This is a genomic window from Vibrio cortegadensis, from assembly GCF_024347395.1.
GTDB lineage: Bacteria > Pseudomonadota > Gammaproteobacteria > Enterobacterales > Vibrionaceae > Vibrio > Vibrio cortegadensis.
On the sequence record NZ_AP025472.1, the window covers coordinates 1037599 to 1060569 of the forward strand.

The 22971-nt window shown below is 42.1% G+C and carries 24 protein-coding genes, 1 riboswitch and 1 other annotated feature; of the genes, 16 read left to right on the forward strand and 8 right to left on the reverse strand.

Annotated elements, in window-relative coordinates; genetic code table 11:
- Window position 1 precedes the first annotated feature (1 nt).
- The 5 genes from OCV39_RS04770 to OCV39_RS04790 are packed head-to-tail and all read left to right on the forward strand — an operon-like array spanning window position 2 to window position 3824.
- Window positions 2-838, forward strand: a complete 837-nt coding sequence (locus tag OCV39_RS04770; RefSeq protein WP_261889125.1) for a DUF1365 domain-containing protein — start codon at window positions 2-4, stop codon at window positions 836-838.
- Window positions 832-2082, forward strand: a complete 1251-nt coding sequence (locus OCV39_RS04775; RefSeq protein ID WP_261889126.1) for an SAM-dependent methyltransferase — start codon at window positions 832-834, stop codon at window positions 2080-2082. Before OCV39_RS04770 ends, OCV39_RS04775 begins: the two co-directional genes overlap by 7 nt.
- Window positions 2079-2582 (forward strand): DUF2878 domain-containing protein, encoded by a 504-nt coding sequence (locus OCV39_RS04780; protein WP_171756074.1) that lies wholly within the window; start codon window positions 2079-2081, stop codon window positions 2580-2582. The genes OCV39_RS04775 and OCV39_RS04780 overlap by 4 nt, the downstream gene beginning before the upstream one ends.
- Window positions 2551-3288, forward strand: coding sequence for a hypothetical protein (locus OCV39_RS04785; RefSeq protein WP_261889127.1), 738 nt, complete (start codon window positions 2551-2553; stop codon window positions 3286-3288). The genes OCV39_RS04780 and OCV39_RS04785 overlap by 32 nt, the downstream gene beginning before the upstream one ends.
- Window positions 3285-3824, forward strand: coding sequence for a DUF3833 domain-containing protein (locus tag OCV39_RS04790; protein WP_371711025.1), 540 nt, complete (start codon window positions 3285-3287; stop codon window positions 3822-3824). The genes OCV39_RS04785 and OCV39_RS04790 overlap by 4 nt, the downstream gene beginning before the upstream one ends.
- 112 nt (window positions 3825-3936) lie before the next feature.
- Here the strand turns inward: OCV39_RS04790 and purB are convergent, their stop codons facing one another.
- The 3 genes from purB to mnmA all read right to left on the reverse strand — a co-directional run bounded on the left by purB (window position 3937) and on the right by mnmA (window position 7148).
- Window positions 3937-5307 carry an adenylosuccinate lyase gene (gene purB, locus OCV39_RS04795; protein WP_171756073.1) on the reverse strand — a complete coding sequence of 457 codons (1371 nt, stop codon included), beginning with the start codon at window positions 5305-5307 and terminating at the stop codon, window positions 3937-3939.
- Window positions 5308-5379: 72 nt separating this feature from the next.
- On the reverse strand, window positions 5380-5997 hold the full coding sequence (gene hflD / locus OCV39_RS04800; protein ID WP_017052225.1) for a high frequency lysogenization protein HflD: 618 nt from the start codon (window positions 5995-5997) through the stop codon (window positions 5380-5382).
- 26 nt (window positions 5998-6023) lie between these two features.
- A complete protein-coding gene (gene mnmA, locus OCV39_RS04805) occupies window positions 6024-7148 on the reverse strand; it encodes a tRNA 2-thiouridine(34) synthase MnmA (RefSeq protein ID WP_113795950.1) in 1125 nt (374 codons plus the stop codon).
- Between the two features lie 200 nt (window positions 7149-7348).
- Here mnmA and OCV39_RS04810 point away from each other — a divergent pair, with 200 nt between their 5' ends.
- Together OCV39_RS04810 and OCV39_RS04815 are read left to right on the forward strand one after the other, a co-directional pair.
- Entirely contained in the window at window positions 7349-7618 is a 270-nt protein-coding gene (locus tag OCV39_RS04810) for a hypothetical protein (protein ID WP_261889128.1), read from the forward strand.
- A gap of 105 nt (window positions 7619-7723) precedes the next feature.
- Window positions 7724-9028 carry an inosine/guanosine kinase gene (locus OCV39_RS04815; RefSeq protein ID WP_017052222.1) on the forward strand — a complete coding sequence of 435 codons (1305 nt, stop codon included), beginning with the start codon at window positions 7724-7726 and terminating at the stop codon, window positions 9026-9028.
- Window positions 9029-9097: 69 nt separating this feature from the next.
- Here OCV39_RS04815 and OCV39_RS04820 read toward each other — a convergent pair whose 3' ends face one another.
- Window positions 9098-9505 carry an H-NS family histone-like protein gene (locus OCV39_RS04820; RefSeq protein ID WP_017052221.1) on the reverse strand — a complete coding sequence of 136 codons (408 nt, stop codon included), beginning with the start codon at window positions 9503-9505 and terminating at the stop codon, window positions 9098-9100.
- Between the two features lie 419 nt (window positions 9506-9924).
- Window positions 9925-10105: riboswitch (Lysine riboswitch) on the forward strand.
- A gap of 113 nt (window positions 10106-10218) precedes the next feature.
- On the opposite strand from OCV39_RS04820, the gene OCV39_RS04825 reads away from it, so the two are divergent.
- From OCV39_RS04825 to hisIE, 9 genes are all read left to right on the forward strand, one after another.
- Window positions 10219-11814 (forward strand): Na+/H+ antiporter NhaC family protein, encoded by a 1596-nt coding sequence (locus OCV39_RS04825; protein WP_261889129.1) that lies wholly within the window; start codon window positions 10219-10221, stop codon window positions 11812-11814.
- A 188-nt stretch (window positions 11815-12002) separates the two neighbouring features.
- Window positions 12003-12135 (forward strand) — a sequence feature (His leader region).
- Between the two features lie 67 nt (window positions 12136-12202).
- Window positions 12203-13099, forward strand: a complete 897-nt coding sequence (gene hisG, locus OCV39_RS04830) for an ATP phosphoribosyltransferase (RefSeq protein ID WP_017052219.1) — start codon at window positions 12203-12205, stop codon at window positions 13097-13099.
- A 5-nt stretch (window positions 13100-13104) separates the two neighbouring features.
- On the forward strand, window positions 13105-14427 hold the full coding sequence (gene hisD / locus OCV39_RS04835; protein WP_261889130.1) for a histidinol dehydrogenase: 1323 nt from the start codon (window positions 13105-13107) through the stop codon (window positions 14425-14427).
- Window positions 14428-14429: 2 nt separating this feature from the next.
- Window positions 14430-15473, forward strand: coding sequence for a histidinol-phosphate transaminase (gene hisC, locus OCV39_RS04840; protein ID WP_261889131.1), 1044 nt, complete (start codon window positions 14430-14432; stop codon window positions 15471-15473).
- Window positions 15474-15565: 92 nt separating this feature from the next.
- Window positions 15566-16639, forward strand: a complete 1074-nt coding sequence (gene hisB / locus OCV39_RS04845; protein ID WP_136995641.1) for a bifunctional histidinol-phosphatase/imidazoleglycerol-phosphate dehydratase HisB — start codon at window positions 15566-15568, stop codon at window positions 16637-16639.
- Window positions 16640-16653: 14 nt separating this feature from the next.
- Window positions 16654-17280 carry an imidazole glycerol phosphate synthase subunit HisH gene (gene hisH / locus OCV39_RS04850; RefSeq protein WP_261889132.1) on the forward strand — a complete coding sequence of 209 codons (627 nt, stop codon included), beginning with the start codon at window positions 16654-16656 and terminating at the stop codon, window positions 17278-17280.
- Window positions 17281-17346: 66 nt separating this feature from the next.
- Window positions 17347-18084 (forward strand): 1-(5-phosphoribosyl)-5-[(5-phosphoribosylamino)methylideneamino]imidazole-4-carboxamide isomerase, encoded by a 738-nt coding sequence (hisA, locus tag OCV39_RS04855; RefSeq protein WP_017054705.1) that lies wholly within the window; start codon window positions 17347-17349, stop codon window positions 18082-18084.
- On the forward strand, window positions 18066-18839 hold the full coding sequence (gene hisF, locus OCV39_RS04860) for an imidazole glycerol phosphate synthase subunit HisF (RefSeq protein WP_017054706.1): 774 nt from the start codon (window positions 18066-18068) through the stop codon (window positions 18837-18839). Before hisA ends, hisF begins: the two co-directional genes overlap by 19 nt.
- Complete coding sequence (gene hisIE, locus OCV39_RS04865; RefSeq protein ID WP_017054707.1) at window positions 18836-19489, forward strand: bifunctional phosphoribosyl-AMP cyclohydrolase/phosphoribosyl-ATP diphosphatase HisIE; 654 nt, start codon at window positions 18836-18838, stop codon at window positions 19487-19489. The genes hisF and hisIE overlap by 4 nt, the downstream gene beginning before the upstream one ends.
- An 85-nt stretch (window positions 19490-19574) precedes the next feature.
- On the opposite strand, the gene OCV39_RS04870 is transcribed toward hisIE, so the two are convergent.
- The 4 genes from OCV39_RS04870 to OCV39_RS04885 all read right to left on the reverse strand — a co-directional run bounded on the left by OCV39_RS04870 (window position 19575) and on the right by OCV39_RS04885 (window position 22816).
- A complete protein-coding gene (locus OCV39_RS04870; RefSeq protein ID WP_069589200.1) occupies window positions 19575-20114 on the reverse strand; it encodes a YchJ family protein in 540 nt (179 codons plus the stop codon).
- A gap of 77 nt (window positions 20115-20191) precedes the next feature.
- Window positions 20192-21415, reverse strand: coding sequence for an EAL and HDOD domain-containing protein (locus tag OCV39_RS04875; RefSeq protein WP_017054709.1), 1224 nt, complete (start codon window positions 21413-21415; stop codon window positions 20192-20194).
- Between the two features lie 108 nt (window positions 21416-21523).
- Complete coding sequence (lpxH, locus tag OCV39_RS04880; RefSeq protein WP_136995645.1) at window positions 21524-22252, reverse strand: UDP-2,3-diacylglucosamine diphosphatase; 729 nt, start codon at window positions 22250-22252, stop codon at window positions 21524-21526.
- A gap of 69 nt (window positions 22253-22321) precedes the next feature.
- A complete protein-coding gene (locus OCV39_RS04885) occupies window positions 22322-22816 on the reverse strand; it encodes a peptidylprolyl isomerase (protein WP_017054711.1) in 495 nt (164 codons plus the stop codon).
- Window positions 22817-22971: the final 155 nt, after the last annotated feature.

A 22971-nucleotide genomic window follows, 5' to 3' on the forward strand; every position in this document is an offset into this window, starting at 1 on the left:
CATGAGTGGTCAATATTCAAGCCAGTTGATGGTCGGGCATGTTCAACACCGTCGTTTTTCACCGGTATTGCATTCTCTTCGTTACCCGCTTTTTATGCCATGCATTGATATTGATGAGTTGCCAGTATTGGAAAAAAATATCTTGGGATTCGGATCGCGTTGGTGGCACTGGGCGCAATTTCGTCGGAGTGATTATCTTGGATCTGGTTGTTTAAAAAAAGCGGTCCAAATGAAAGTGTCTGAGTTAACCGGAGTGACATTATCGGGAAAAGTGCTAGCAATCTGTCATTTGAGATATTTAGGGATCTATTTCAGTCCTGTGAATTTTTACTATTTATTTGATGAAGATAACCATTGGCAGTACATGCTGGCGGAGGTGAGTAACACGCCATGGAATGAGCGGCATTACTACGCCATTCCTGCTGAACCCGGTGACAATGAACAGCACTGGCAACATCAAAAATCATTTCATGTGTCTCCGTTTAATCCGATGGATCAAAAATACGTTTGGAAGTTAAAGCCTGTAGACAAGCGTTTGATGATCCACCTGGAATGTCATCGCGAGAGAAAAGAGTTCGAGGCGACACTCGCCATGAAACCGCAGGCTTTTAGCTCCTCCAATCTCATGAGTCTATTAATGCGCACCCCGGTGATGGCGATAAAAATGGTACTCGGTATCTATTGGCATGCGCTCAAATTGTGGCTAAAAGGCGCGCCGTTTTATGGACACTCAGTTATACGCAAGAAGGCAACAACGCAAGAAAACAACATAGACGCGCTAGATAACACATTAGTAAGTAAAGGAAAAAGTAAAGATAAGGAGAAATCATCATGTTAGATGCTTCATCACTGAATATTCACAAAACTCAATCTTACCTGCAAAGAGTGACAAGGGATGGTTTACTTAAATGCCTGCAACATCTTGAAGTGGGCAGCTTAACCCTTATCGAATCTTATACAAGTAGTCGTGAATCAGTAAGTCATACTTTTGGCTTACCAAGAAAAGGCGAACCAAACGCGACGATTGAAATCAATCATCCAGACTTTTATGTTCGTCTAATGAAAGGAGGCAGTATTGCCGCAGGTGAAGCGTACATCGATGGTTGGTGGGAGAGTCCAAATTTAACGGATTTAATGCAGTTGATGGCACTTAATATGAGCGCTCTCGACAGCATTGAATCTAAAAGTAGTTGGGTGAGCTCTGTAGTGCATAAGCTGAGTCATTGGTTTAACCGTAACAGCATTGCACAATCACAAAAGAATATTCACGCGCATTATGATTTAGGGAATGCACTTTATGAAACATTCCTCGATGAAAAAATGCTCTACTCCTCTGCATTATATAGTGGCTCAAACAATACTTTAGAAGCGGCTCAAATTAATAAAATGGAAAGGCTATGCCAGCAGCTGCAATTACAAGCGAGTGATCATGTTATAGAAATTGGCACAGGATGGGGGGCGATGGCCATTTATATGGCAGAAAAATATGGGTGCAGAGTGACAACCACAACGATATCTGAAGAGCAGTTTCACTATGCTCAAGATAAAATACGAAGTGCAGGCTTAGAAGATCAGATTACGCTTTTAAAGCAGGATTATCGGGTGCTTGAAGGTGAGTTTGATAAGTTAGTCTCAATTGAAATGATTGAAGCCGTAGGGAAATCGTATTTACCATCATACATAAAAAAATGTCAGTCACTTCTAAAGCCAAATGGATTGATGGCGATCCAAGCGATTACCATTGCCGACCAAAGGTACCAGTCTTATAGCAATAGCGTTGATTTTATTCAGAAATATATATTTCCGGGCGGATTTCTACCATCCATCACTTGCCTGTCCAGTGCGACGACTAAGTACAGTGATTTAGTCATTAGAGATTTATTTGATATTGGATTGGACTACGCCAAAACATTAAAAGATTGGCAGATTCGATTTAATCTTGCTGAGCCTAGATTACGAGAGCTTGGCTACGATGAACCATTTATTCGGATGTGGCGATATTATTTATGCTATTGCGAAGGTGGGTTTTTAGCGAGAAGTATCAGTACTATTCATCTCACACTTCAAAGACCACAAGTATGAGAATTTTTTTAATTTCGACCTGGTTTCAAGTGCTCTGGTTTATGGCTGTTCTGGGGCAAGGAGATTGGATCAGTTGGTTAGTGGTCAGCGTGGTCATCACTTTTGTATTATCGTGTAGATATCAAGGCTTGCCTATTTGGTCTTGTTTCAGTATTGCGATACTTGGCGTTATTTTCGACAGCGTTAATTCACTCATTGGTGTATTGGTGTTTGATGATCAATATATCCCTGTGTGGCTAGTTTTGCTCTGGGCTGGATACGCATGGTATGCCTTCCAGCTCTATCCATTAATTCGAGACTATTTGCGAGGTGGCATTATTTTTGTTGGAGCTATCGCGGGTGGCTTAAGTTATTACGCAGGAGAACAACTCGGGGCGGTGATGTTTGGGTTTGATCCATTCAGCAGTGTATTAGTATTGATGATTGAATGGGCCATTGTTATATGGGTGACGTTGAAGGTTTATGATCATGGTAATCAAAAAATTAAATATCAACTGTAGCGAGCATGTGGCTTCGAATAATCCAACAAGAAAAGGGTTATCGCTATTCCTGTTTTTTAGTGCCTTGTTTTTTTGTGAAAAAACATTATCAAGCAGCGGAACGTCAAGTATATCGATAGTCGAAAAGCCTGTAACTCACACTACCTTAACAAACTGGGAGTCGTGGAAAAAAATAGGAGAGGCTCAGCTCTCTTGGCTATTTTTTGATGTCTATAAATCGACCTTATACAGTCCAACAGGGCAATACATTCAAGCGAGAGATATCACTCCTCATCCCATCGCGTTAGATATCAAATACCAAAGAACCATATCCAAGAAGCAGTTATTAGATGCAACGGAGGAGCAATGGGATGAGCTGAAATATCCTCAAGACAAGCAAATAGAGTGGCTAGGGATATTAGGGACAATATTTCCGAACCTTAAAGAGGGCGATCGGTTGGTGTACGTCACCGATGGCGAATTAGGAAAAATTTACTTTATCGAAGCGATGTCTGAATCCGATGTTACTCGTCAAAAAGAGCTTGCTCGTGAAACAGAGGCTATTAGTAAGAAAAAGATTATTGGCGACAAAAAGATTATTGACGACAAAAAGGTCATTGGTGAAATAGCAGATGAAGAGCTCAATGATGCTTTTCTTGCCATTTGGTTATCCCCAAAAAGTTCATATCCAGGTTTACGTTCACAGCTTATAGGAGCAAGCCAATGATGATTAAATGGAAGGTTTTAAAGCTTTCACTGCTTATTTTCTGTGTTTCAGGCCTCGGTGGTTGTTCATCCGAAATAAGTGATTACCAAGCAAGTACCCCAAAATTTGAATTGTTTGAATACTTTTCCGGGAACACTCAGGCTTGGGGGATGGTTCAAGACTATAAAGGCGTTCAGACTCGTCGATTTACGGTTTCCTTATTCGGAGAAGTAGAAGACAGAACACTGACATTGACTGAAGACTTTGTATTTGATGATGGAGAAGTTTCACAACGAATATGGGTAATCACGCGTTTGGATGATGGAACATATCAAGGAGAAGCGGATGATATTATCGGCTATGCGATTGGTCAGGAGAGTGGTAACGCACTTTGGTGGCAGTATGACTTCGAACTAAAAATGGAGGACTCAACGGTGACCGTCTTCTTTGATGATTGGTTGTATCGACAGGACGAAAAACGAGTATTTAATGTCACTAGCATTAAGAAGTTTGGCATTGAAGTAGGGAAGGTCACTCTCTTTTTTGAAAAAATCTAATACCAAACATAGAAAAGGCTCCACTTAAGGAACCTTTTTTATACATTGAGTACATTCAATTAAGCCAGGCCTAAAGGAACCTATGCCCAATCGAACTTATGCCTCATATTCATTACAGCTTATCAGTTAACTCAATCGCTTGGCCGATGTAGTTCGCTGGAGTCATCTCTTTTAGACGAACTTTTTCATCTTCAGGGATTTCTAAACCATCGATGAATGTACGCATACCTTCGCCGTCTACACGTTTACCACGAGTCAGTTCTTTTAGTTTTTCGTATGGTTTCTCGATACCGTAACGACGCATGACTGTTTGTACTGGTTCTGCAAGAACTTCCCAGTTTTTGTCTAGTTCAGCTTCAAGCGCTGCTTGGTTGATTTCAAGCTTGCTGATGCCTTTTAGAGTCGAGGTGTATGCGATGATTGCATAACCACAACCAACACCTAAGTTACGAAGAACTGTAGAGTCAGTAAGGTCACGCTGCCAGCGAGAGACAGGAAGCTTTTGAGCTAGGTGGCTGAAGATTGCGTTCGCAAGGCCTAAGTTACCTTCTGAGTTTTCAAAATCGATTGGGTTAACTTTATGCGGCATTGTTGAAGAGCCGATTTCGCCAGCAATCGTTTTTTGTTTGAAGTGACCAAGAGCAATGTAGCCCCAAACATCACGATCAAAATCAAGAAGGATTGTGTTGAATCGTGCAATCGCGTCAAATAGTTCAGCAATGTAATCGTGAGGTTCAATTTGCGTTGTGTATGGGTTCCAATTAACGCCTAGAGATTCAGTGATGAATTCTTCGCTAAATGCATGCCAGTCTACATCTGGGTAAGCAGAAAGGTGAGCATTGTAGTTACCCACTGCGCCGTTAATTTTTGCTAGGATCTCAACGTTTTCGATCTGTTTGAATTGACGCTCCATACGATACGCCACGTTAGCCATCTCTTTACCCATAGTTGATGGAGAAGCAGGCTGTCCGTGTGTACGTGAAAGAAGAGGAACATCGCGGTATTCGTTAGCTAAAGCTTTAATCGCATCGATAACGTTACGGATCTCAGGAAGAATAACCGTATCACGCGCTTCTTTTAGCATTAGGGCGTGTGACGTGTTGTTGATGTCTTCAGAAGTACAAGCAAAATGGATGAATTCATTGATAGCGTGCAGTTCTGGAACGTCTGCTACTTTTTCTTTTAGGAAATATTCAACGGCTTTAACATCATGGTTCGTTGTGCGTTCAATCTCTTTGATACGCATAGCGTCTTCTTCACTGAAGTTTGCTGCGATGTTATCTAAGAATTGATTCGCTTCAGCACTTAATGTCGCCACTTCCGCAATCGATTGCGTCGCAGCTAATTTTTGTAACCAACGAACTTCAACAACAGTACGGTACTTCAGCAAGCCGTACTCACTAAAGATGCTGCGTAAAGAAATTGTTTTACTTCCGTAGCGACCGTCTACAGGTGAAACAGCAGTTAATGCTGACAATTCCATGTGAATCTCCTAGATATGTAAATAAAAGTTGGGGTGTATAAAAAGTAGCTCGCCAATCCAGGCGAGCTTTGCTTACATTCGAGCTAATAAAATTTGTGCTTGTTCTACCATTTTCTTACGAGAAAAAACCAAATGGAGGCGTCGGCCACCCACTTGACGCCAAAGAACAGCGCTGCGAATACCGGATAAAAGCAGTGCACGGACTTTATGTTGATTGGACGTTTGCTGTAATACTGATGGTGTGCCATTTACTTGAATTCGAGGCCCGATAGGACTCACAACGTCTAAGTAAATGCTCGCAATATTGCTGATCATCTGTTCATCAAGCAGATCATAGTGCTCTAGTTGACGTTCCACCATTTGGATACGATCGCCAAGTTGTGACATGGTGTCATTACGAGCACTTAATTTACGTTCAAGAGCCATCAAACTGATAATGTAGCGTGTAATTTCACTCCCTGTTGGAGTGCTATCAATACCTTGAACTAAGCACTCTAGGCCCAGCTTCAAGTCTGACTCGCGGCCAAAAACACCGATGGTATTGATTGGATTCGTACTTACAATCGCATTCATAGACGCTTCAAAAGCATCATTATCACAAGAACCGTTCTTTGCTACTTGTTGAACTAGAGCAACAGCTTGGCAAATACCAGCAAAAGCAATAGTACGGTCATAAATGGTGTTAGCCACGTTGCGACTCCTAAACTTAGAATGAATTAAATGCGTTTCTCGATGATTCCGCCACCAAGACAAATTTCGTCTTTATAGAACACTGCGGATTGGCCCGGAGTGACGGCAATTTGAGGCTCATCAAATATTACTTTGATGTTCTCATCATCGACAGGGATTATTGTACAAGCAATATCTGTCTGGCGGTAACGTGTTTTCACAGTACATTTCATGGTTTCACGGATTGGTGTGCGATCTACCCAATGTAATTGTGACGCTAATAAGCCTTCAGATTTAAGTAATGGATGATCTTTCCCTTGTACTGCAATAAGCACATTGCGTTTAAGATCTTTCTCACCTACAAACCACGGGTCTTCGTTGCCACCGCCACCTTTCGTACCGCCAATATGAAGACCTTTACGCTGACCCAAAGTATGATACATCAAACCTTGGTGTTGACCGATGACTTTACCATCTGGGCTTTCGATATTGCCAGGTTGCGCAGGCAAGTATTTACCTAAAAACTCAGTGAATTTACGCTCACCGATGAAACAGATTCCTGTTGAGTCTTTTTTCTTCGCCGTGATGAGATCTTGCTCTTCAGCAATTCGGCGTACTTCTGGTTTTTCGAGTTCGCCAACAGGGAATAAGCTGCGAGAAACCTGATCTGAACTTAGAGTGTACAAGAAATAGCTTTGGTCTTTGTTTGAGTCCAGGCCACGAAGCATTTCTGGCTTAGCACCATTCTCGATCTCTTCTGCGGTTGGGAAAGTTCGGCGAACGTAATGACCCATTGCGATAAAATCTGCATCGAGTACTTCGTCTGCAAATTCTAAGAAAGCTTTAAATTTGATTTCTTTATTACAAAGAATGTCTGGGTTTGGAGTGCGACCTGCTTTGTACTCTTCAAGGAAGTACTCAAATACGTTGTCCCAGTACTCTGCAGCAAAGTTAATAGTGTGCAGATGGATGCCCAGTTTGTCACATACTGCTTGAGCATCGGCTAAATCTTCCGCTGCGGTACAATATTCTTCGTTGTCGTCTTCTTCCCAGTTCTTCATGAACAGGCCTTCTACTTGGTAACCTTGTTGCTGAAGCAGGTAGGCAGAAACCGATGAATCAACGCCGCCGGACATACCGACAATGACTTTCTTTTGGCTGTTATCTGACATTATGTAAAACCACTAAATTGACTTGGATGCAGATTCTAACAGAAAGAATTTGTGGGGGACAGATCCGAGACGTTAATCACAATTTATTCGATTAAGCGTTACGCAATTCAACCAAATCGAAGCTGAAATTCAGATTTTATTCCCTGTCATGATGTGGATGTGGCATAGTCCGCCTATTAATGATGATGAGAGCTGAAAAAATGACTGAACAAAATGAATTTATCGATGAAGCAACACTGATCGAAACCATTGAAAATCAATTAGAAGAAGGCAACCCAAAGAAAGTTACAGAAACTCTAATGCGTCTTATGATGACAGGGACACCACGTGAAGATGCGATTCAGGCAATGGCGTGTGCTTTGGCAATAGAGATCTTTGATGTCATGAAAAATGATGCTGAGTTTAATTTAAAGCGTTATTCAGAGCACTTGGATATGCTACCAGATCTTAGCTTTATGGAAGGTGAATAATAATTACCTTTAGCAATCGTTTGCTATAATCTCCATTATTGCCGCGCCTATTTGGTCGCGGTAGAATTCCGGATCTCAACCCTCTCCTTTACTTAGACGAATTGTATGAAATTTCCTGGCCAACGAAAATCAAAGCATTACTTTCCAGTCCACGCTCGCGATCCACTAGTGAGTCAAGCGCATGAAAGTAAAAAAATGTCACGTACCCATATTATTGGTATTGATCAAACATTGGTTGATATTGAGGCAAAAGTAAACTCAGAACTTATCGAAAAATATGGTTTGAGTAAGGGACATTCATTAGTTATTGATGACACTTCTGCAGAAGCGTTATATCAAGAGTTGAAGGAAAACCAACTTATTACTAATGAATATGCTGGTGGCACGATTGGCAATACGTTACACAATTATTCTGTACTTGCGGATGACCGTTCTACTTTATTAGGTGTGATGAGTCAGGACATTAAAATCGGAAGCTACGGTTACCGCTATTTATGTAATACCTCTAGCCGTATGGATTTGAATCACCTACAGGGCGTCGATGGGGCTATTGGTCGTTGTTTCGCGCTAATTACAGAAGATGGTGAACGTACTTTTGCTATTAGTGAAGGTCAGATGAATCAACTTCATCCAGATAATATCCCTGAGCGTATTTTTGCAAATGCATCAGCGTTGGTATTAACGGCTTATTTAGTTCGTTGTAAAGCGGGTGATCCTATGCCAGATGCGACAATGCGAGCAATTGAGTATGCGAAGCAATATGATGTGCCAGTGGTATTAACACTAGGTACTAAATTCGTTATTCAGGATGATCCAGAATTTTGGCAAGATTTCTTACAACAGCACGTTACCGTTGTTGCAATGAATGAAGATGAAGCAGAAGCATTAACCGGTGAAAGCGATCCATTGGCGGCCTCTGATAAAGCATTAGATTGGGTTGACTTAGTTTTATGCACTTCTGGTCCTGTCGGCTTATTTATGGCGGGTTATACAGAAGAAGAAGCAAAACGTGAAACCTCGCTGCCACTATTGCCTGGTTCTGTGCCTGAATTTAACCGTTTTGAGTTTAGTCGTCCTGCATTTAAAGGTTTGTGTGAAAATCCACTTAAAGTGTACTCACATATTGCACCATATATGGGTGGGCCTGAAAAAATTAAAAATACTAATGGTGCGGGTGATGCTGCGTTATCTGCATTGTTGCATGATATGGCGGCAAATAAATATCACAAAGAGAATGTGCCAAATTCAAGTAAGCACCAGCATTCATTTTTGACATATTCATCTTTCTCTCAAGTGTGTAAATATTCAAACCGTGCGAGCTATGAAGTATTGGTTCAGCACTCACCAAGACTTTCTCGCGGCTTGCCTGAAAGAGAAGATAGTTTAGAAGAAGCGTACTGGGAACGTTAATTCCTATTATCGTAGATAAATAAAAAGGCTTCCAATTGGAAGCCTTTTTTTTTGAATATATTAATTCAATTAAATAGCGAAATCTTCTAAAGATTTACCAGCATCTAATTGATCTTGGATTGCTGAAGGTGTGCGACCTTGACCAGTCCAAGTTTTTTCGTCACCGTTACCATCTACATATTTATATTTAGCAGGGCGTGGTGCACGTTTTTTCTTAGTTGTAGATTTAGTTTCGCCAGAAAGAGCGGCAATTAAATCTTCAACATCAATACCGTCTTTTGCAATCATCTGTGCATATTCAGCTAATTTAGCTTCACGCTCTTCGCGTGCTTCACGCTCTTCCGCTTCAGATTCTTGACGCTCTTGAACCACAATTGTAAGTTTTTCTAGTGCTTCTTCTAATTGCTCAAGTGTTAGTTCACGTGAAAATGCACGAAGACTACGAATATTAAGTAGTGTTTTAGTTAGTTCCAACATGACTTTTCCTGTTCGATTAAATAAGGGGGTTTAAACAATAATAAACATCATCAGCTAATAAGACAATATTAATTATTATTTAAATTGTTTATATGATTAAAATTTAGGAATTATTAGAAAAATAGATAGTTTGAACAATAGACTAATTTCATATTGACGTTAAATAAAGTAATTGATATTTGATTTATAAATGCAATAAAGAAAATACATTTGGCAGCGTAGGTCAAAAAGATGTGACTTTTGACACATAGTGCTGTGCAACTGCATACTTATTTGTATTGAATATGGTATGTCACATATGTTTTTAACCATGGAATGATGTGTTGCAATGGTGCTATAGATAAGTACAATGAGTTTTACCTGATGCAGGTATGCAGTTTTTTTGTTGCTTTTTTATTCACGCAATAGTCAAATTGTATTCTTGCCGTAGAGGTGCAATTACAATCAGTATCTGTTATTGGGGTGATGCCAATGAATAACAGTGAAAGGTCTAGTTGCCGAAGTAAGTCTGTAAATTAAAACGGCTTGCTGGGGTTGTCATCAAATAGGGACAACACTGCCATAGTCTTATTTTTTAAACTATGGAGCGCTACTGTAGGGTTGGGTTAGGCAATTGCTGTCCTTCCGTTAAGTTACATATAAGTCCGATTTAATAGTGAATCGTCACTTATCTGCAGTAGATCTCTAACCAAAATAACTGGTTTTTGAAGATCATGAATTTAATCGATTTTGCAACATCTCCTCTCTCTCTCTTGCCCGCAATCGTGGCATTGAGTCTTGCTATTATTACTCGTCGAGTTTTAGTCTCTTTAGGTGTCGGTATCGCCATGGGCGCTATTTTGCTTGCTGATTATTCAGTAGGTAGCGCAGTCAGTTACGTCGGAACGAAAGTGTCTGGTGTATTTATTGAAGATGGTGGCATCAACTCTTGGAACATGAGTATTGTTGGTTTCTTACTACTATTAGGCATGATGACAGCTCTGCTTACGCTTTCTGGTGGTACTCGTGCGTTCGCTGAATGGGCACAATCAAGAGTTAAAAGTAAACGTGGTTCAAAACTGCTTGCTGCATTTCTTGGCGTGTTTATTTTTGTCGATGACTACTTTAACAGTTTAGCTGTAGGTGCGATTTCTCGTCCAGTGACGGATCGTTTTTACGTTTCTCGCGCAAAACTGGCGTACATCCTTGACTCTACAGCAGCACCGATGTGTGTGATTATGCCTGCTTCTAGCTGGGGCGCATATATCATGACAATCATTGGTGGCATCCTAGTGACTCATGGTGTGACTGAGTATTCTGCATTGGGCGCATATGTCCGCCTTATTCCAATGAACTTTTATGCGGTATTTGCTCTGTTGATGGTATTCGCTGTTGCTTGGTTTGGACTTGATGTGGGCAAAATGCGAGAGCATGAGATTAACGCTTCTCAAGGTCGCGGTTTTGATGAAGATAATGATAGCCAAGATGCGCATGATCTTAATGAAGAGTTGGATATAAAAGAGAGCAGCAACGGTTCTGTATTGGATCTAGTGCTACCTATTCTGGCTCTTATTGCAGCCACTGTGGCGGCAATGCTTTATACCGGTGGCCAAGCACTGGCTGCGGACGGAATTGCATTTAACGTCTTAGGTGCTTTTGAAAATACCGATGTAGGTAAAGCACTTATCTATGGCGGCAGTGTTGGTCTAGTGTTGGCTATAGTGACGGTTGTGCGTCAAAAACTGCCAGCGATTGAAATCGTGCGCACTATGTGGATTGGCGCTCGTTCAATGTTCGGAGCCATTCTGATTCTTGTTTTTGCATGGACAATTGGTTCTGTCATCGGTGATATGAAAACGGGTACTTACTTATCATCGCTTGCACAAGGCAATATCGGCACGCATTGGCTACCTGTAATTCTGTTCTTGCTTGCTGGTGTAATGGCATTCTCAACAGGTACATCGTGGGGAACATTCGGCATCATGTTACCGATTGCAGGTGATATGGCCGCCGCAACGGATATTGCATTAATGCTACCAATGCTCGGTGCTGTACTGGCTGGTTCAGTATTTGGTGACCATTGCTCTCCAATTTCCGATACAACGATATTGTCATCTACTGGTGCTCGTTGTAATCATATCGATCACGTTGCGACTCAATTGCCTTATGCCGTTTCTGTTGCGTTAGTCTCTTGTGTTGGCTTCATCGTGCTAGGTTTCACATCATCTGTTGCGCTTTCTTTTGTTGCAGCATCGGTGGCTTTTGTGGTCGTTTGTTGTGTATTAGCCGCGCTATCAAAATCAAAAATGGCGAATGCTCAGAAAGCTTAATTCATTGATTATCTGTGATAAAAAAGGAAGATTCGTCTTCCTTTTTTTGTGCGCGTAACAAATAAATGGTTAGCCAGTTAAATTTTTTTAAATTAGTTGTTGAAAATCATCACTAGCTTAGTTAGTGTGAATGACAAGACAGTAAGCCAACAAGAGTAAATAACTATGCGCAAATTCGTAATGAACATTCATCACCATCATCACCCAGTTTAGTCTTTCGGGAGATACGCGCATACCCGGGAGGCAGGAAAACTCCCGGAGGTTAAGTCAAAGTATTTAGATTTAAACCCTCGGGAGAGAAACTTCCGAGGGTTTTTTTATGCTTACAGAATTCATTATTTTTATAACGACTTAATAAATATTCAATAATTTGCACAGGGATAAAGCAATGCAATCACAACGACTAAGAATCGCAATTCAAAAAAAAGGCCGCTTAAGTAAAGAGTGCCAAGACCTACTTAAAAAGTGCGGTGTTAAATTCAGCATAATGGGTGAACGTTTAGTTGTTCACTCCGAAAATATGCCAATTGATCTATTACTCGTTCGCGATGACGATATTCCAGGTCTTATCATGGACGGTGTGGTAGATCTTGGTTTCATCGGTGAGAATGAATTAGAAGAGGTTCGCCTAGACCGTAAAGCACTGAATGAACCAAGTGAATTTATCGCATTACGCCGATTAGACTTTGGCGGTTGTCGACTGTCTATCGCGATTAATAAAGATGAAGAATATAACGGTCCGCAAGATTTAGCTGGCAAACGAATTGCGACAACATACCCTCAATTGCTAAAGAGTTACATGGATGAACAGGGCGTTGATTTCAGCACATGTATGCTAACAGGTTCCGTTGAAGTCGCTCCTCGTGCTGGGTTAGCGGATGCGATTGCAGATTTAGTCTCGACAGGTGCAACCTTGGAAGCGAACGGCTTAAAAGAGGCGGAAGTCATTTTCCAATCTAAAGCGACCCTTATTCAGAGAACCGGTGAGTTTGATACTGACAAAGTGGCGCTGATCGAAAAACTGCTGACTCGCATGCAAGGTGTACAGCAAGCAAAAGAGTCAAAATACATCATGCTGCACGCCCCTACCGATAAGCTTGAGCAGATCAAATCACTGTTACCGGGCGCTGAAGATCCTACCGTACTCCCTCTATCATCTGATACGGATAAAGTGGCTGTACATCTAGTGAGTACAGAGAATTTATTCTGGGAAACGATGGAGCAGCTTAAAGAGCTCGGTGCGAGTTCAATTCTAGTGCTTCCTATTGAAAAAATGATGGGGTGATTGAGATGAGAACGGTTGTTTGGCAATCATTAAGTGAATCGCAGCAAGATGCGATTCTAGAACGTCCAGCTATTACTGAAGGCGCGAATATTACCTCTGCTGTCGCTGATGTTATTCGTCAAGTTCGTGCAGGCGGCGATAAAGCATTAATCGAGTTAACTGAAAAGTTTGATCGTGTTGTCCCTGAGTCTATCCGCGTCTCAAACCAAGAGATAGAAGAGGCCTCTGCGCGACTGAGTGATTCGATGAAAGAAGCATTGAATCAAGCGTACGACAATATTGCAAAGTTTCATAAAGCCCAAAAGCCTCAACCTTTACGTGTGGAGACTCAACCCGGCGTCGTGTGTGAGCAAGTCACTCGCCCGATCAATACCGTTGGTCTATATATTCCAGGAGGAAGTGCGCCGCTCCCTTCAACCGTATTGATGCTTGGCGTTCCATCGCAAATTGCAGGTTGTCGAAAAGTCGTACTCTGTTCTCCACCTCCTATTGCAGATGAAATCTTATATGTAGCGAAGTTATGTAACATAGATGAAGTGTATAACGTCGGTGGTGGTCAGGCTGTTGCGGCAATGGCTTATGGGACTGGATCAGTTGCTAAAGTAGATAAAATATTTGGCCCGGGGAATGCTTATGTAACAGAAGCCAAGCGTCAGGTGAGCAATGATTTCCGAGGCGCGGCGATAGATATGCCTGCTGGTCCTTCTGAAGTACTGGTCATTGCAGATGAAACCGCTGACCCAGACTTTATAGCGGCTGATCTATTAAGCCAAGCAGAGCACGGGCCAGATTCGCAAGTGGTATTGGTCACGCCTTCACCCGTGATTGCCGATCAGGTGACGGATGCAGTGCAAGCGCAACTTCAGCAACTCTCTCGCGCAGATATTGCTCAAAAAGCACTATCATCAAGTTTGGTTATTATTGCTGAATCATTAACCCAAAGTATTTCGATTTCAAATTACTATGGTCCTGAGCACTTAATTGTTCAAACTAAGAACCCTCGTGAATTGCTTCCTTTGTTAGACAATGCGGGTTCAATTTTCTTAGGTGATTGGTCTCCTGAATCTGCTGGTGATTACGCATCGGGTACCAACCACGTGTTGCCGACATATGGTTATACGAAAACATACTCTAGCCTTGGACTAGCTGATTTTTCTAAACGAATGACAGTACAAGAACTCACGGCCGATGGGCTGAAAGTTCTAGCTCCCACTGTCGTGACAATGGCAGATGCTGAAGGGCTAGATGCACATAAACGCGCGGTGACCATTCGTATTGAAAAGCTTGCAAAAATAGAGATAAGCGACCAAGCAGAGAAGGGAGTTTAGTTATGGAAAAGCTTGCACGTAAACAAGTGCAGTCATTGACTCCTTACTTATCTGCGCGTCGAATTGGCGGCAGTGGGGATGTGTGGTTAAACGCAAATGAATCCCCGTTTGATAACGAATACAAAACCGACTTTTCACGCTTGAATCGTTATAGTGAATGTCAGCCTAAGGCTCTTATCGAAGCATATGCGGCTTATGCTGGTGTTAAACCTGAGCAAACACTGACCTCACGTGGGGCCGATGAAGGCATTGAGCTTTTGATTCGTGCTTTTTGTGAGCCGGGTGAGGATGCGATTCTGTTCTGCCCACCAACGTATGGAATGTACGCGATCAGTGCGGAAACATCTGGTGTTGAACAAAAAACAGTACCGCTTACGCAAGATTGGCAACTGGATATTAACGGTATCGAATCTAATTTAGAGTCAGTTAAATTAGTGTTTGTTTGTAGCCCTAATAATCCAACTGGAAACGTGATTAAGCGCCCTGATATCGTTCGTCTCCTTGAGATGACAAAAGATAAAGCTATCGTGGTCATGGATGAAGCGTATATCGATTTTTGTCCTGAAGTCTCAACGGTTGACTTACTTGAGCAATACCCGAATTTAGCGATTTTGCGTACGCTTTCCAAAGCTTTTGCTTTAGCGGGGTTACGTTGTGGGTTCACCCTCGCGAACAAAGAGATCATCGATGTTTTATTGAAAGTCATTGCGCCATACCCAGTTCCAGTTCCGGTTGCTGAGATAGCCATTCAAGCTTTATCTGAATCAGGGTTGGCCCGTGCAAAATTTCAAGTATTGGATTTGAATGCAAACCGAGCTTATTTACAAGCAGGGCTGATGACCATTGCGGGTATCGAAATTTTCGAAGGGTGGGGCAATTACTTATTAGTGAAATTTAGTGATGGTGATGCGTTATTTAAAGCAGCATGGGAAAAAGGGATCATTTTAAGAAACTCCCCAATTAAAGACTGTGTTCGCATTAGTATTGGCAATCGAGAAGAGTGTGAGAAAACGGTTGGATTTATTCGTAACTATTACGCTGTCTAGATGATGATTTAAGAAAGTGGCGATATCGCTCGTTTCATGATTATTGAGGTTAGATTTTTAACCTTTAGCTTTATATTTAAAAGGAAGTTCCAGTGAGCAATCAACAAAAAATTCTATTTATTGATCGAGATGGCACCTTAATTGTTGAGCCGCCGATCGACTTTCAAGTTGACCGTTTAGATAAATTAAAACTTGAGCCCTTCGTGATTCCTAGCCTGCTTTCATTGCAGGAGGCGGGTTATCGATTAGTGATGGTGACCAATCAAGATGGCTTAGGGACAGACAGTTACCCTAAAGCGGATTTTGATGCCCCTCAAGATATGATGATGGAGATATTTGAGTCTCAAGGCGTTAAGTTTGACGATGTTTTAATCTGCCCGCACTTTGATGAAGATAACTGCTCTTGCCGTAAGCCGAAATTGGGTATGGTTAAAGAGTACCTTCAAGGTGGCAAAGTCGATTTTAAACATTCAGTCGTGATTGGAGATCGCGCCACGGATTTAGCCCTAGCAGAAAATATGGCGATCCGAGGGATCCAATACAATCCAGAGTCGATGAACTGGAAAGATATCTTAAAAGACCTCACGGTGAACGCGAGAACCGCTGAAGTCATTAGAACCACTAAAGAGACGGATATTCGTGTTGCGGTCAATTTGGATGAATCTGGTGGTAATCAGATCGAAACGGGAATGGGCTTTTTTGATCACATGCTTGATCAAATCGCGACTCACGGTGGATTCCAGTTAAAGCTCAATGTGAAAGGTGATTTGCACATTGATGATCACCACACAATTGAAGATACAGCATTAGCGCTTGGTGAAGCGTTAAAAGAAGCGCTCGGAAGCAAGCGTGGCATTGGTCGATTTGGCTTTAGTTTGCCAATGGATGAGTGCTTGGCTCAGTGTGCTTTAGACTTGTCTGGACGCCCTTATCTTAAATTTGACGCAAAATTTAGCCGTGAGCAAGTTGGCGATCTTTCTACCGAAATGGTGGTGCACTTTTTCCGTTCGTTAACTGATACCTTAGCTTGCACTCTGCACCTATCATCGACGGGTGACAACGATCACCACATCATTGAGAGCTTATTTAAAGCATTTGGCCGTACACTTCGCCAGGCGATTAAGGTCGAAGGTAATGAATTACCGAGCAGCAAAGGCGTGCTTTAACGAGGGAATGAATCATGCTTAATCAGAAAATTGTCATTATCGATACTGGTTGTGCCAACGTATCCTCAGTGAAATTTGCGATACAACGTTTGGGGTATGAAGTGGTGATTTCGAAAGATCCGGAAGTGGTCTTAGCCGCAGATAAGTTGTTTTTGCCAGGAGTCGGTACCGCAAGCGAAGCAATGAAAAACCTTGAGCAGCGAGATCTAATCAGTTTAGTCAAACAAGTAGAAAAACCGCTGCTTGGTATCTGCTTAGGGATGCAGCTGTTAGGACGCCTCTCTCAAGAGAAAGGCCAGAAAGCAGATGCTCAAGTTGAGTGTTTAGGTTTGTGCTCTGGTGAAGTTCGCTTGATGGAGACAGGTGATTTACCATTGCCTCATATGGGGTGGAATACCGTGTCAGCATCTCAAGGGCACCCTTTATTCAAAGATATTGAAGAAGGTGAATATTTTTACTTTGTGCATAGTTTTGCCATGCCCGTTGGTGATTACACTATCGCTCAATGTGAATATGGCAACCCATTTACCGCTGCTTTGCAAAGTGATAATTACTATGGGGTTCAATTTCACCCAGAGCGTTCTTCAAAAGCAGGTTCGAAGCTGATACAAAACTTTTTAGAGCTGAGTTTTTTGAGATGAGTTTTTAGAGCTAAGTTTCTAGAGCTGTAGCCATACCGCATCTATGAGAAAGAAAAGGAATTTACATTGATCATTCCAGCATTAGATTTAATAGAAGGCCAAGTCGTTCGTTTGTTCCAAGGGGACTATGGTCAAGTAACAGAATACAAAGTGGATCCGGCTGAGCAGTTTAATCTGTATCACCAAGCGGGAGCGAACTGGCTTCATCTTGTCGATCTTACCGGCGCAAAAGATACCACTGCCCGCCAGCTTGATTTGATCGCCACCTTGTTAGCCAGTACCCCAGCGAGTATTCAAATTGGTGGTGGCGTTCGCAACGAGCAAGATGTGGTGGATTTACTTGAAGCAGGCGCACAACGAGTTGTGGTGGGTTCAACGGCCGTTAAACAGCCTGAATTAGTTAAAGGTTGGATGACAAAATACGGAGCCGAGAAGATCGTACTCGCTCTCGATATCAATATTGATCAGCAAGGCGTACGTAAAGTTGCAATTTCAGGCTGGCAAGAAGATTCAGGCGTGACGATCGAAGCGTTGATCGATGATTATTTAACGGTTGGTTTGAAGCATGTGCTGTGCACGGATATTTCAAGAGACGGGACTTTAGAAGGCTCGAATGTCGAACTGTATGTTGATCTTTGTAAGCAATATCCACAAGTGCAATTTCAATCATCAGGCGGCATTGGATGCTTAGCGGACATTGAAGCTTTAAAAGGAAGTGGTGTCGCTGGCGTGATTGTTGGCCGTGCGCTTTTGGATGGTAAGTTTACCGCAGAGGAGGCGTTCTCATGTTGGCAAAGCGAATAGTACCGTGTCTCGATGTCCGAGATGGACAAGTGGTAAAGGGTGTTCAGTTCCGAAATCATGAAATTATTGGTGATATTGTTCCTTTGGCGCAGCGATACGCTGAAGAGGGGGCGGATGAGTTGGTCTTCTACGATATTACCGCATCGAGTGACGGCCGAGTGGTTGATAAAAGCTGGGTGGCACGTGTCGCGGAAGTGATTGATATTCCATTCTGTGTCGCGGGTGGCATTAAATCGGCTGAAGACGCATCTCGCATTTTAGAGTTTGGTGCAGACAAAGTCTCTATCAACTCGCCTGCGTTAGCGAACCCAGAGCTGATTACCAAGCTTGCCGATAAGTTTGGCGTTCAGTGTATCGTGGTTGGTATCGACTCCTATTTTGACAAAGAGACGGGAAAATATCAGGTATATCAATTTACCGGAGATGAAGCTCGAACTAAGGCTACTAACTGGGAAACCCGTGATTGGGTACAAGAAGTTCAAAAGCGTGGAGCAGGTGAAATCGTATTGAATATGATGAACCAAGATGGTGTTCGTAACGGTTATGATATCGAGCAACTCAATATGGTTCGTGAAGTTTGTGGCGTGCCGCTTATTGCTTCTGGCGGAGCTGGAGCGATGGAACACTTTGCACAAGCGTACAAAAAGGCCAATGTGGATGGGGCACTTGCAGCCTCAGTCTTTCATAAGCAAGTCATCAACATTGGCGAATTGAAACAGTATTTGAAACAACAAGGCGTGGAGATACGTTTATGAGCGATCAATTTCAGCAACAGTGGCAACAACAGGACGTAGCATCGCTTTCGGATCGTATCGATTGGGAAAAAGTTGGAGGGTTGGTTCCCGCGATTGTGCAGGACTTTACCTCAAGCCAAGTGCTTATGATGGGTTACATGAACACTGAAGCATTGGCTAAAACTGGGCAAACGGGTCAGGTCACCTTCTTTTCTCGAACGAAAGAGCGTTTATGGACCAAAGGTGAAACGTCTGGCAACGTACTGCAATTGAAGAATATCTCATTAGATTGTGACAACGATACTCTACTTGTGAAAGTTTCACCAATTGGCCCTACTTGCCATACAGGCACGACAACCTGTTGGGATTCAGACAAACAAGAAGAATCCCAAATGGTTTGGCTTCATCAACTTGAGCAGTTATTGGCTGCCCGCAAGGACGCCGATCCTGACTCTTCTTATACTGCCAGCCTTTATGCCCGTGGCACCAAGCGTATTTCGCAGAAAGTGGGGGAAGAAGGTGTTGAAGTCGCGCTTGCGGCGACGTCGGGTGATAAGGCGGAGTTAGTGTGTGAATCGGCTGATTTGATTTATCACTTGCTTGTTTTACTTCAAGATCAAGGTTTATCGATGAATGATGTGATTAATAAATTAAAAGAGCGACATAAATAATTCTTCAGGTTTGAATCTCATTTTTATTCGTACTGATTCGCTCCGTTTTTCTATTCGGAGCGAATTTTTTGTTTGTTGAGGAGGGCTAACCGCAACACTTCTTAAACTTTTTACCACTGCCACAGATGCATGGATCATTTCGTCCTATCTTGAAATTTTCAACCGTCTGATTTAAACGCGGATCGCTAGGCTGCTGGGGCTCTGTGTTATTAGGCTCATGGGGCGGATCTTGAACTTCTGGAAATTCCCCATCAATGTAATACCAAAGGTCGTTCTTTTTTAAAAAGCGAGACTTTTCTGATAAACAGAACTGTTCACCATCTTCGTTTAGGTATGCTTTAAATTCTACAAAGCCCTCATTTTCATCCTTACCCATTGACGCTGAAATTACTTCAAGTTTGCACCAGTCACTATCAATTGAATCTGCAATGCCTTCGCGTTGCTCTTGAGCGTTGCAACTTGGGTGATAAGTATCGACGACGTAATCGACGAGACCTAACACATGAGCTGAGTAACGTGAACGCATTAACTGTTCTGGCGTTGTGACATCAGCGTGATGCTTATGAGCAATTTCACAGCAGCTTGAATAAGGTTTATTCGTTCCACATGGGCATGAAGACATGATTTATTCCTGATAATAAAATGACCTCAACAGAGGTCATCTAAAATATGTGAGTGGTGTAGTTGTACTGAGTGCGTTGGTTAATGCTGCATAGGGGACATTAAATCTTGTGACCATGCGACCGCTTCATCACAGCATTGGGCAAGTTGCTCTTCGCTGATACCGAGCTGTTCTCGCAAGAGCAGTGTCTTATCCCACTGTGCTTTTTCATACGCAGTGATCAAGGATAAGAGGTTACCCAGTAAACCTTCTTGCTTCGTGAGGGCGAGTCTTATCTCATCGTCAATTGGGATAGAATCTATTAATTGATCTAGCGGGTGATCGAGCAGAGAATCAAGCAACGAAAACATACCTGTTAGAAACGCTTGCCCACGAAGATCGTCATTTTGTGTGTCTAGTTTTAGTGATAACAACTCACACAATCTGGCGCGTTGAATCGCGAGTCCATAAAGAGAATCGGGTTTACGCTCTTGAGTTGACGCAATGGCAACGAAAGAGACAAACTGTCTCAGTTTCTGTTCACCCAAATAGACGAGTGCTTGTCTAAAAGACTTGATACTCGTAGTAATCATATGATTTGAGTTTACGTAAGTGAGCAATTTAAACGATAACGTCACATCACACGACAGTAATCTTTCTACTTCAGCAAAGTTAATGGGCTCAACCGCGATCTCTTTACATAACTGAACAATCGTAATGAAATTTGGATTCATCGCTTTACGCTGAATCATCTCCGGCTTACTGAAGAAATAACCTTGAAAGTAATGGAATCCAGCTTTTTTAGCCTCTTCATACTCTTCGTAAGTTTCCACTTTTTCAGCTAAAAATTTGATTTTAGTATTGGCAAGTCGCTGGATGAAAACCGCTGACTTCTCAATTGAAACTTGGCGAATATCGAATTTGATAATAGAGATGTAAGGTAAAAATCGAACCCAAGCTTTACTTGGAATAAAATCATCAAGTGCGAGCTTGTACCCCATTGAAGCCAGCTTCTTAATGGCTTCAAATAGTTCATCATCAGGCTCACAGTCTTCAAGGATCTCAACAATTAAGTTGTGATTTGGAAAAAGAGAAGGAACCAGGTTCACTAAACTTTGATATGGAAAATTTACGAATCCAAGTTTCGTGCCCAACATGCTGTAGTGAGTCGTTAAAAAATGATCAGACAATAACCTGCTGGTTGCGAGGTTAGGGTCGATTTCAGGAAAGGTATTTTTAGGACCGTCTCTAAACAGCAGTTCATAACCGATCGTTTTCTTATCTATGTCTAAGATAGGCTGGCGTGCTACGTAGGTATACTTCAATGTCGAATCGCGTTCGGTTAAGATTATAATTATTTATGATAGCGTTTTTTAGTAAAAATTCTATGTTTCAGTCGAGGAAAATAAAATAAAAAGCGCAATCTTAACTAATTAACCTGAAAAGGGTCTTTCTTGTAGTTCAAAACCCTGCGCGTTTAGTACAAGAACTGAGCCCTGGGTATACCAATCACCAAGAACAATACGAGTTTTTGTACCTTGTGATGTTTGCAAGGAATGAATATTTGGTCTGTGGGTATGCCCATGAATCATCAAATCAACATTATTATGATCGAGCACTTTTTCAACTTCGCTTTGCGTCACATCCATAATATCCAAAGACTTAGTCTGCTTATCTCCTTTGATATCGGACTGCACCTTCGCAACTATTTTTTTCTTAATAAAAAATGGGATTCTATTGAAAACAAACTGTAACCACGGTTGATGTACTTTTTCCCGAAAAGCGAGATATTTCACATCTTCAGTACAAAGGGTATCACCATGCAGTACCACAGCCTTATTTCCATAAAGATCAATGACGGAGACTTCATCTAATAGAGTGACACCCGTCTGTTTAGCAAATCGCTTACCGACTAAAAAATCTCGATTTCCTTGAGTGAAGTAGCAAGGTACGCCAGAGTCGACTAACTGTCGAAACGCTGCGCGAATATCCGATGCGAATGTCGAAGTATCATCGTCACCCACCCAAAACTCGAATAGATCACCTAAGACATAGAGGGCATCGGCATGGATCGCTTCCTCACGCATAAAGGTATAGAAACATTCAGTGATATCTGGACGCTGGGGAGTAAGGTGAAGATCGGAGATAAATAGAGTATTCATAGTATAAAAAAGGGGAGTAATAAATACGCCCCAGTTCCTATTGTTTTGTATCGAATGTATTAAATCGAATTACGCTTCGATTGTTGTACCAGTGATGATCACTTCTTCTAGTGGTACATCTTGGTGCATACCCATAGTACCAGTGCTAACACCTTTGATCTTGTTAACAATATCCATGCCTTCAACAACTTCAGCGAATACACAGTAGCCCCAACCATCACGGCTCTCTGAGCGGAAGTTTAGGAAAGCGTTGTCGTTTACGTTGATGAAGAACTGAGAGCTTGCAGAATGTGGTTCCATCGTACGAGCCATTGCTAACGTACCAACTTTGTTTGCAAGGCCGTTATTTGCTTCGTTCTTGATAGTCGCACGAGTTGTTTTTTCTTTAAGGCCAGAAGTCATGCCGCCGCCTTGGATCATGAAACCATCGATAACACGGTGGAAAAGCGTGTTGTCGTAAAAACCATCACGGCAGTACTGTAGAAAGTTTGCGCTAGTTTCTGGTGCTTTTTCTTCGTTTAGTTGAACTTTGATGTCACCAAAATTTGTGTGAAGGATGATCATGATTGTTACCTTACTGTGTTTTTTAATATGAGGTCGGGATTCTAGCCTAAGTCGAGCCACATTCAAATGGTGAAATGTCACGTTAAGTGCTTAGGATCGCGGAAATTGGTGTTACCTAATAAGGACGGAGTTGATATACTGCGAGCTTATTATGT

Excerpts from the sequence above, each read along its gene's own strand:
- OCV39_RS04770 (WP_261889125.1), top strand. The coding sequence starts at position 2 with ATGAGTGGTCAATATTCAAGCCAGTTGATGGTCGGGCATGTTCAACAC.
- OCV39_RS04775 (WP_261889126.1), top strand. The coding sequence starts at position 832 with ATGTTAGATGCTTCATCACTGAATATTCACAAAACTCAATCTTACCTG.
- OCV39_RS04780 (WP_171756074.1), top strand. The coding sequence starts at position 2,079 with ATGAGAATTTTTTTAATTTCGACCTGGTTTCAAGTGCTCTGGTTTATG.
- OCV39_RS04785 (WP_261889127.1), top strand. The coding sequence starts at position 2,551 with ATGGTAATCAAAAAATTAAATATCAACTGTAGCGAGCATGTGGCTTCG.
- OCV39_RS04790 (WP_371711025.1), top strand. The coding sequence starts at position 3,285 with ATGATGATTAAATGGAAGGTTTTAAAGCTTTCACTGCTTATTTTCTGT.
- purB (WP_171756073.1), bottom strand. The coding sequence starts at position 5,307 with ATGGAATTGTCAGCATTAACTGCTGTTTCACCTGTAGACGGTCGCTAC.
- mnmA (WP_113795950.1), bottom strand. The coding sequence starts at position 7,148 with ATGTCAGATAACAGCCAAAAGAAAGTCATTGTCGGTATGTCCGGCGGC.
- OCV39_RS04810 (WP_261889128.1), top strand. The coding sequence starts at position 7,349 with ATGACTGAACAAAATGAATTTATCGATGAAGCAACACTGATCGAAACC.
- OCV39_RS04815 (WP_017052222.1), top strand. The coding sequence starts at position 7,724 with ATGAAATTTCCTGGCCAACGAAAATCAAAGCATTACTTTCCAGTCCAC.
- OCV39_RS04820 (WP_017052221.1), bottom strand. The coding sequence starts at position 9,505 with ATGTTGGAACTAACTAAAACACTACTTAATATTCGTAGTCTTCGTGCA.
- OCV39_RS04825 (WP_261889129.1), top strand. The coding sequence starts at position 10,219 with ATGAATTTAATCGATTTTGCAACATCTCCTCTCTCTCTCTTGCCCGCA.
- hisG (WP_017052219.1), top strand. The coding sequence starts at position 12,203 with ATGCAATCACAACGACTAAGAATCGCAATTCAAAAAAAAGGCCGCTTA.
- hisD (WP_261889130.1), top strand. The coding sequence starts at position 13,105 with ATGAGAACGGTTGTTTGGCAATCATTAAGTGAATCGCAGCAAGATGCG.
- hisC (WP_261889131.1), top strand. The coding sequence starts at position 14,430 with ATGGAAAAGCTTGCACGTAAACAAGTGCAGTCATTGACTCCTTACTTA.
- hisH (WP_261889132.1), top strand. The coding sequence starts at position 16,654 with ATGCTTAATCAGAAAATTGTCATTATCGATACTGGTTGTGCCAACGTA.
- hisF (WP_017054706.1), top strand. The coding sequence starts at position 18,066 with ATGTTGGCAAAGCGAATAGTACCGTGTCTCGATGTCCGAGATGGACAA.
- hisIE (WP_017054707.1), top strand. The coding sequence starts at position 18,836 with ATGAGCGATCAATTTCAGCAACAGTGGCAACAACAGGACGTAGCATCG.
- lpxH (WP_136995645.1), bottom strand. The coding sequence starts at position 22,252 with ATGAATACTCTATTTATCTCCGATCTTCACCTTACTCCCCAGCGTCCA.
- OCV39_RS04885 (WP_017054711.1), bottom strand. The coding sequence starts at position 22,816 with ATGATCATCCTTCACACAAATTTTGGTGACATCAAAGTTCAACTAAAC.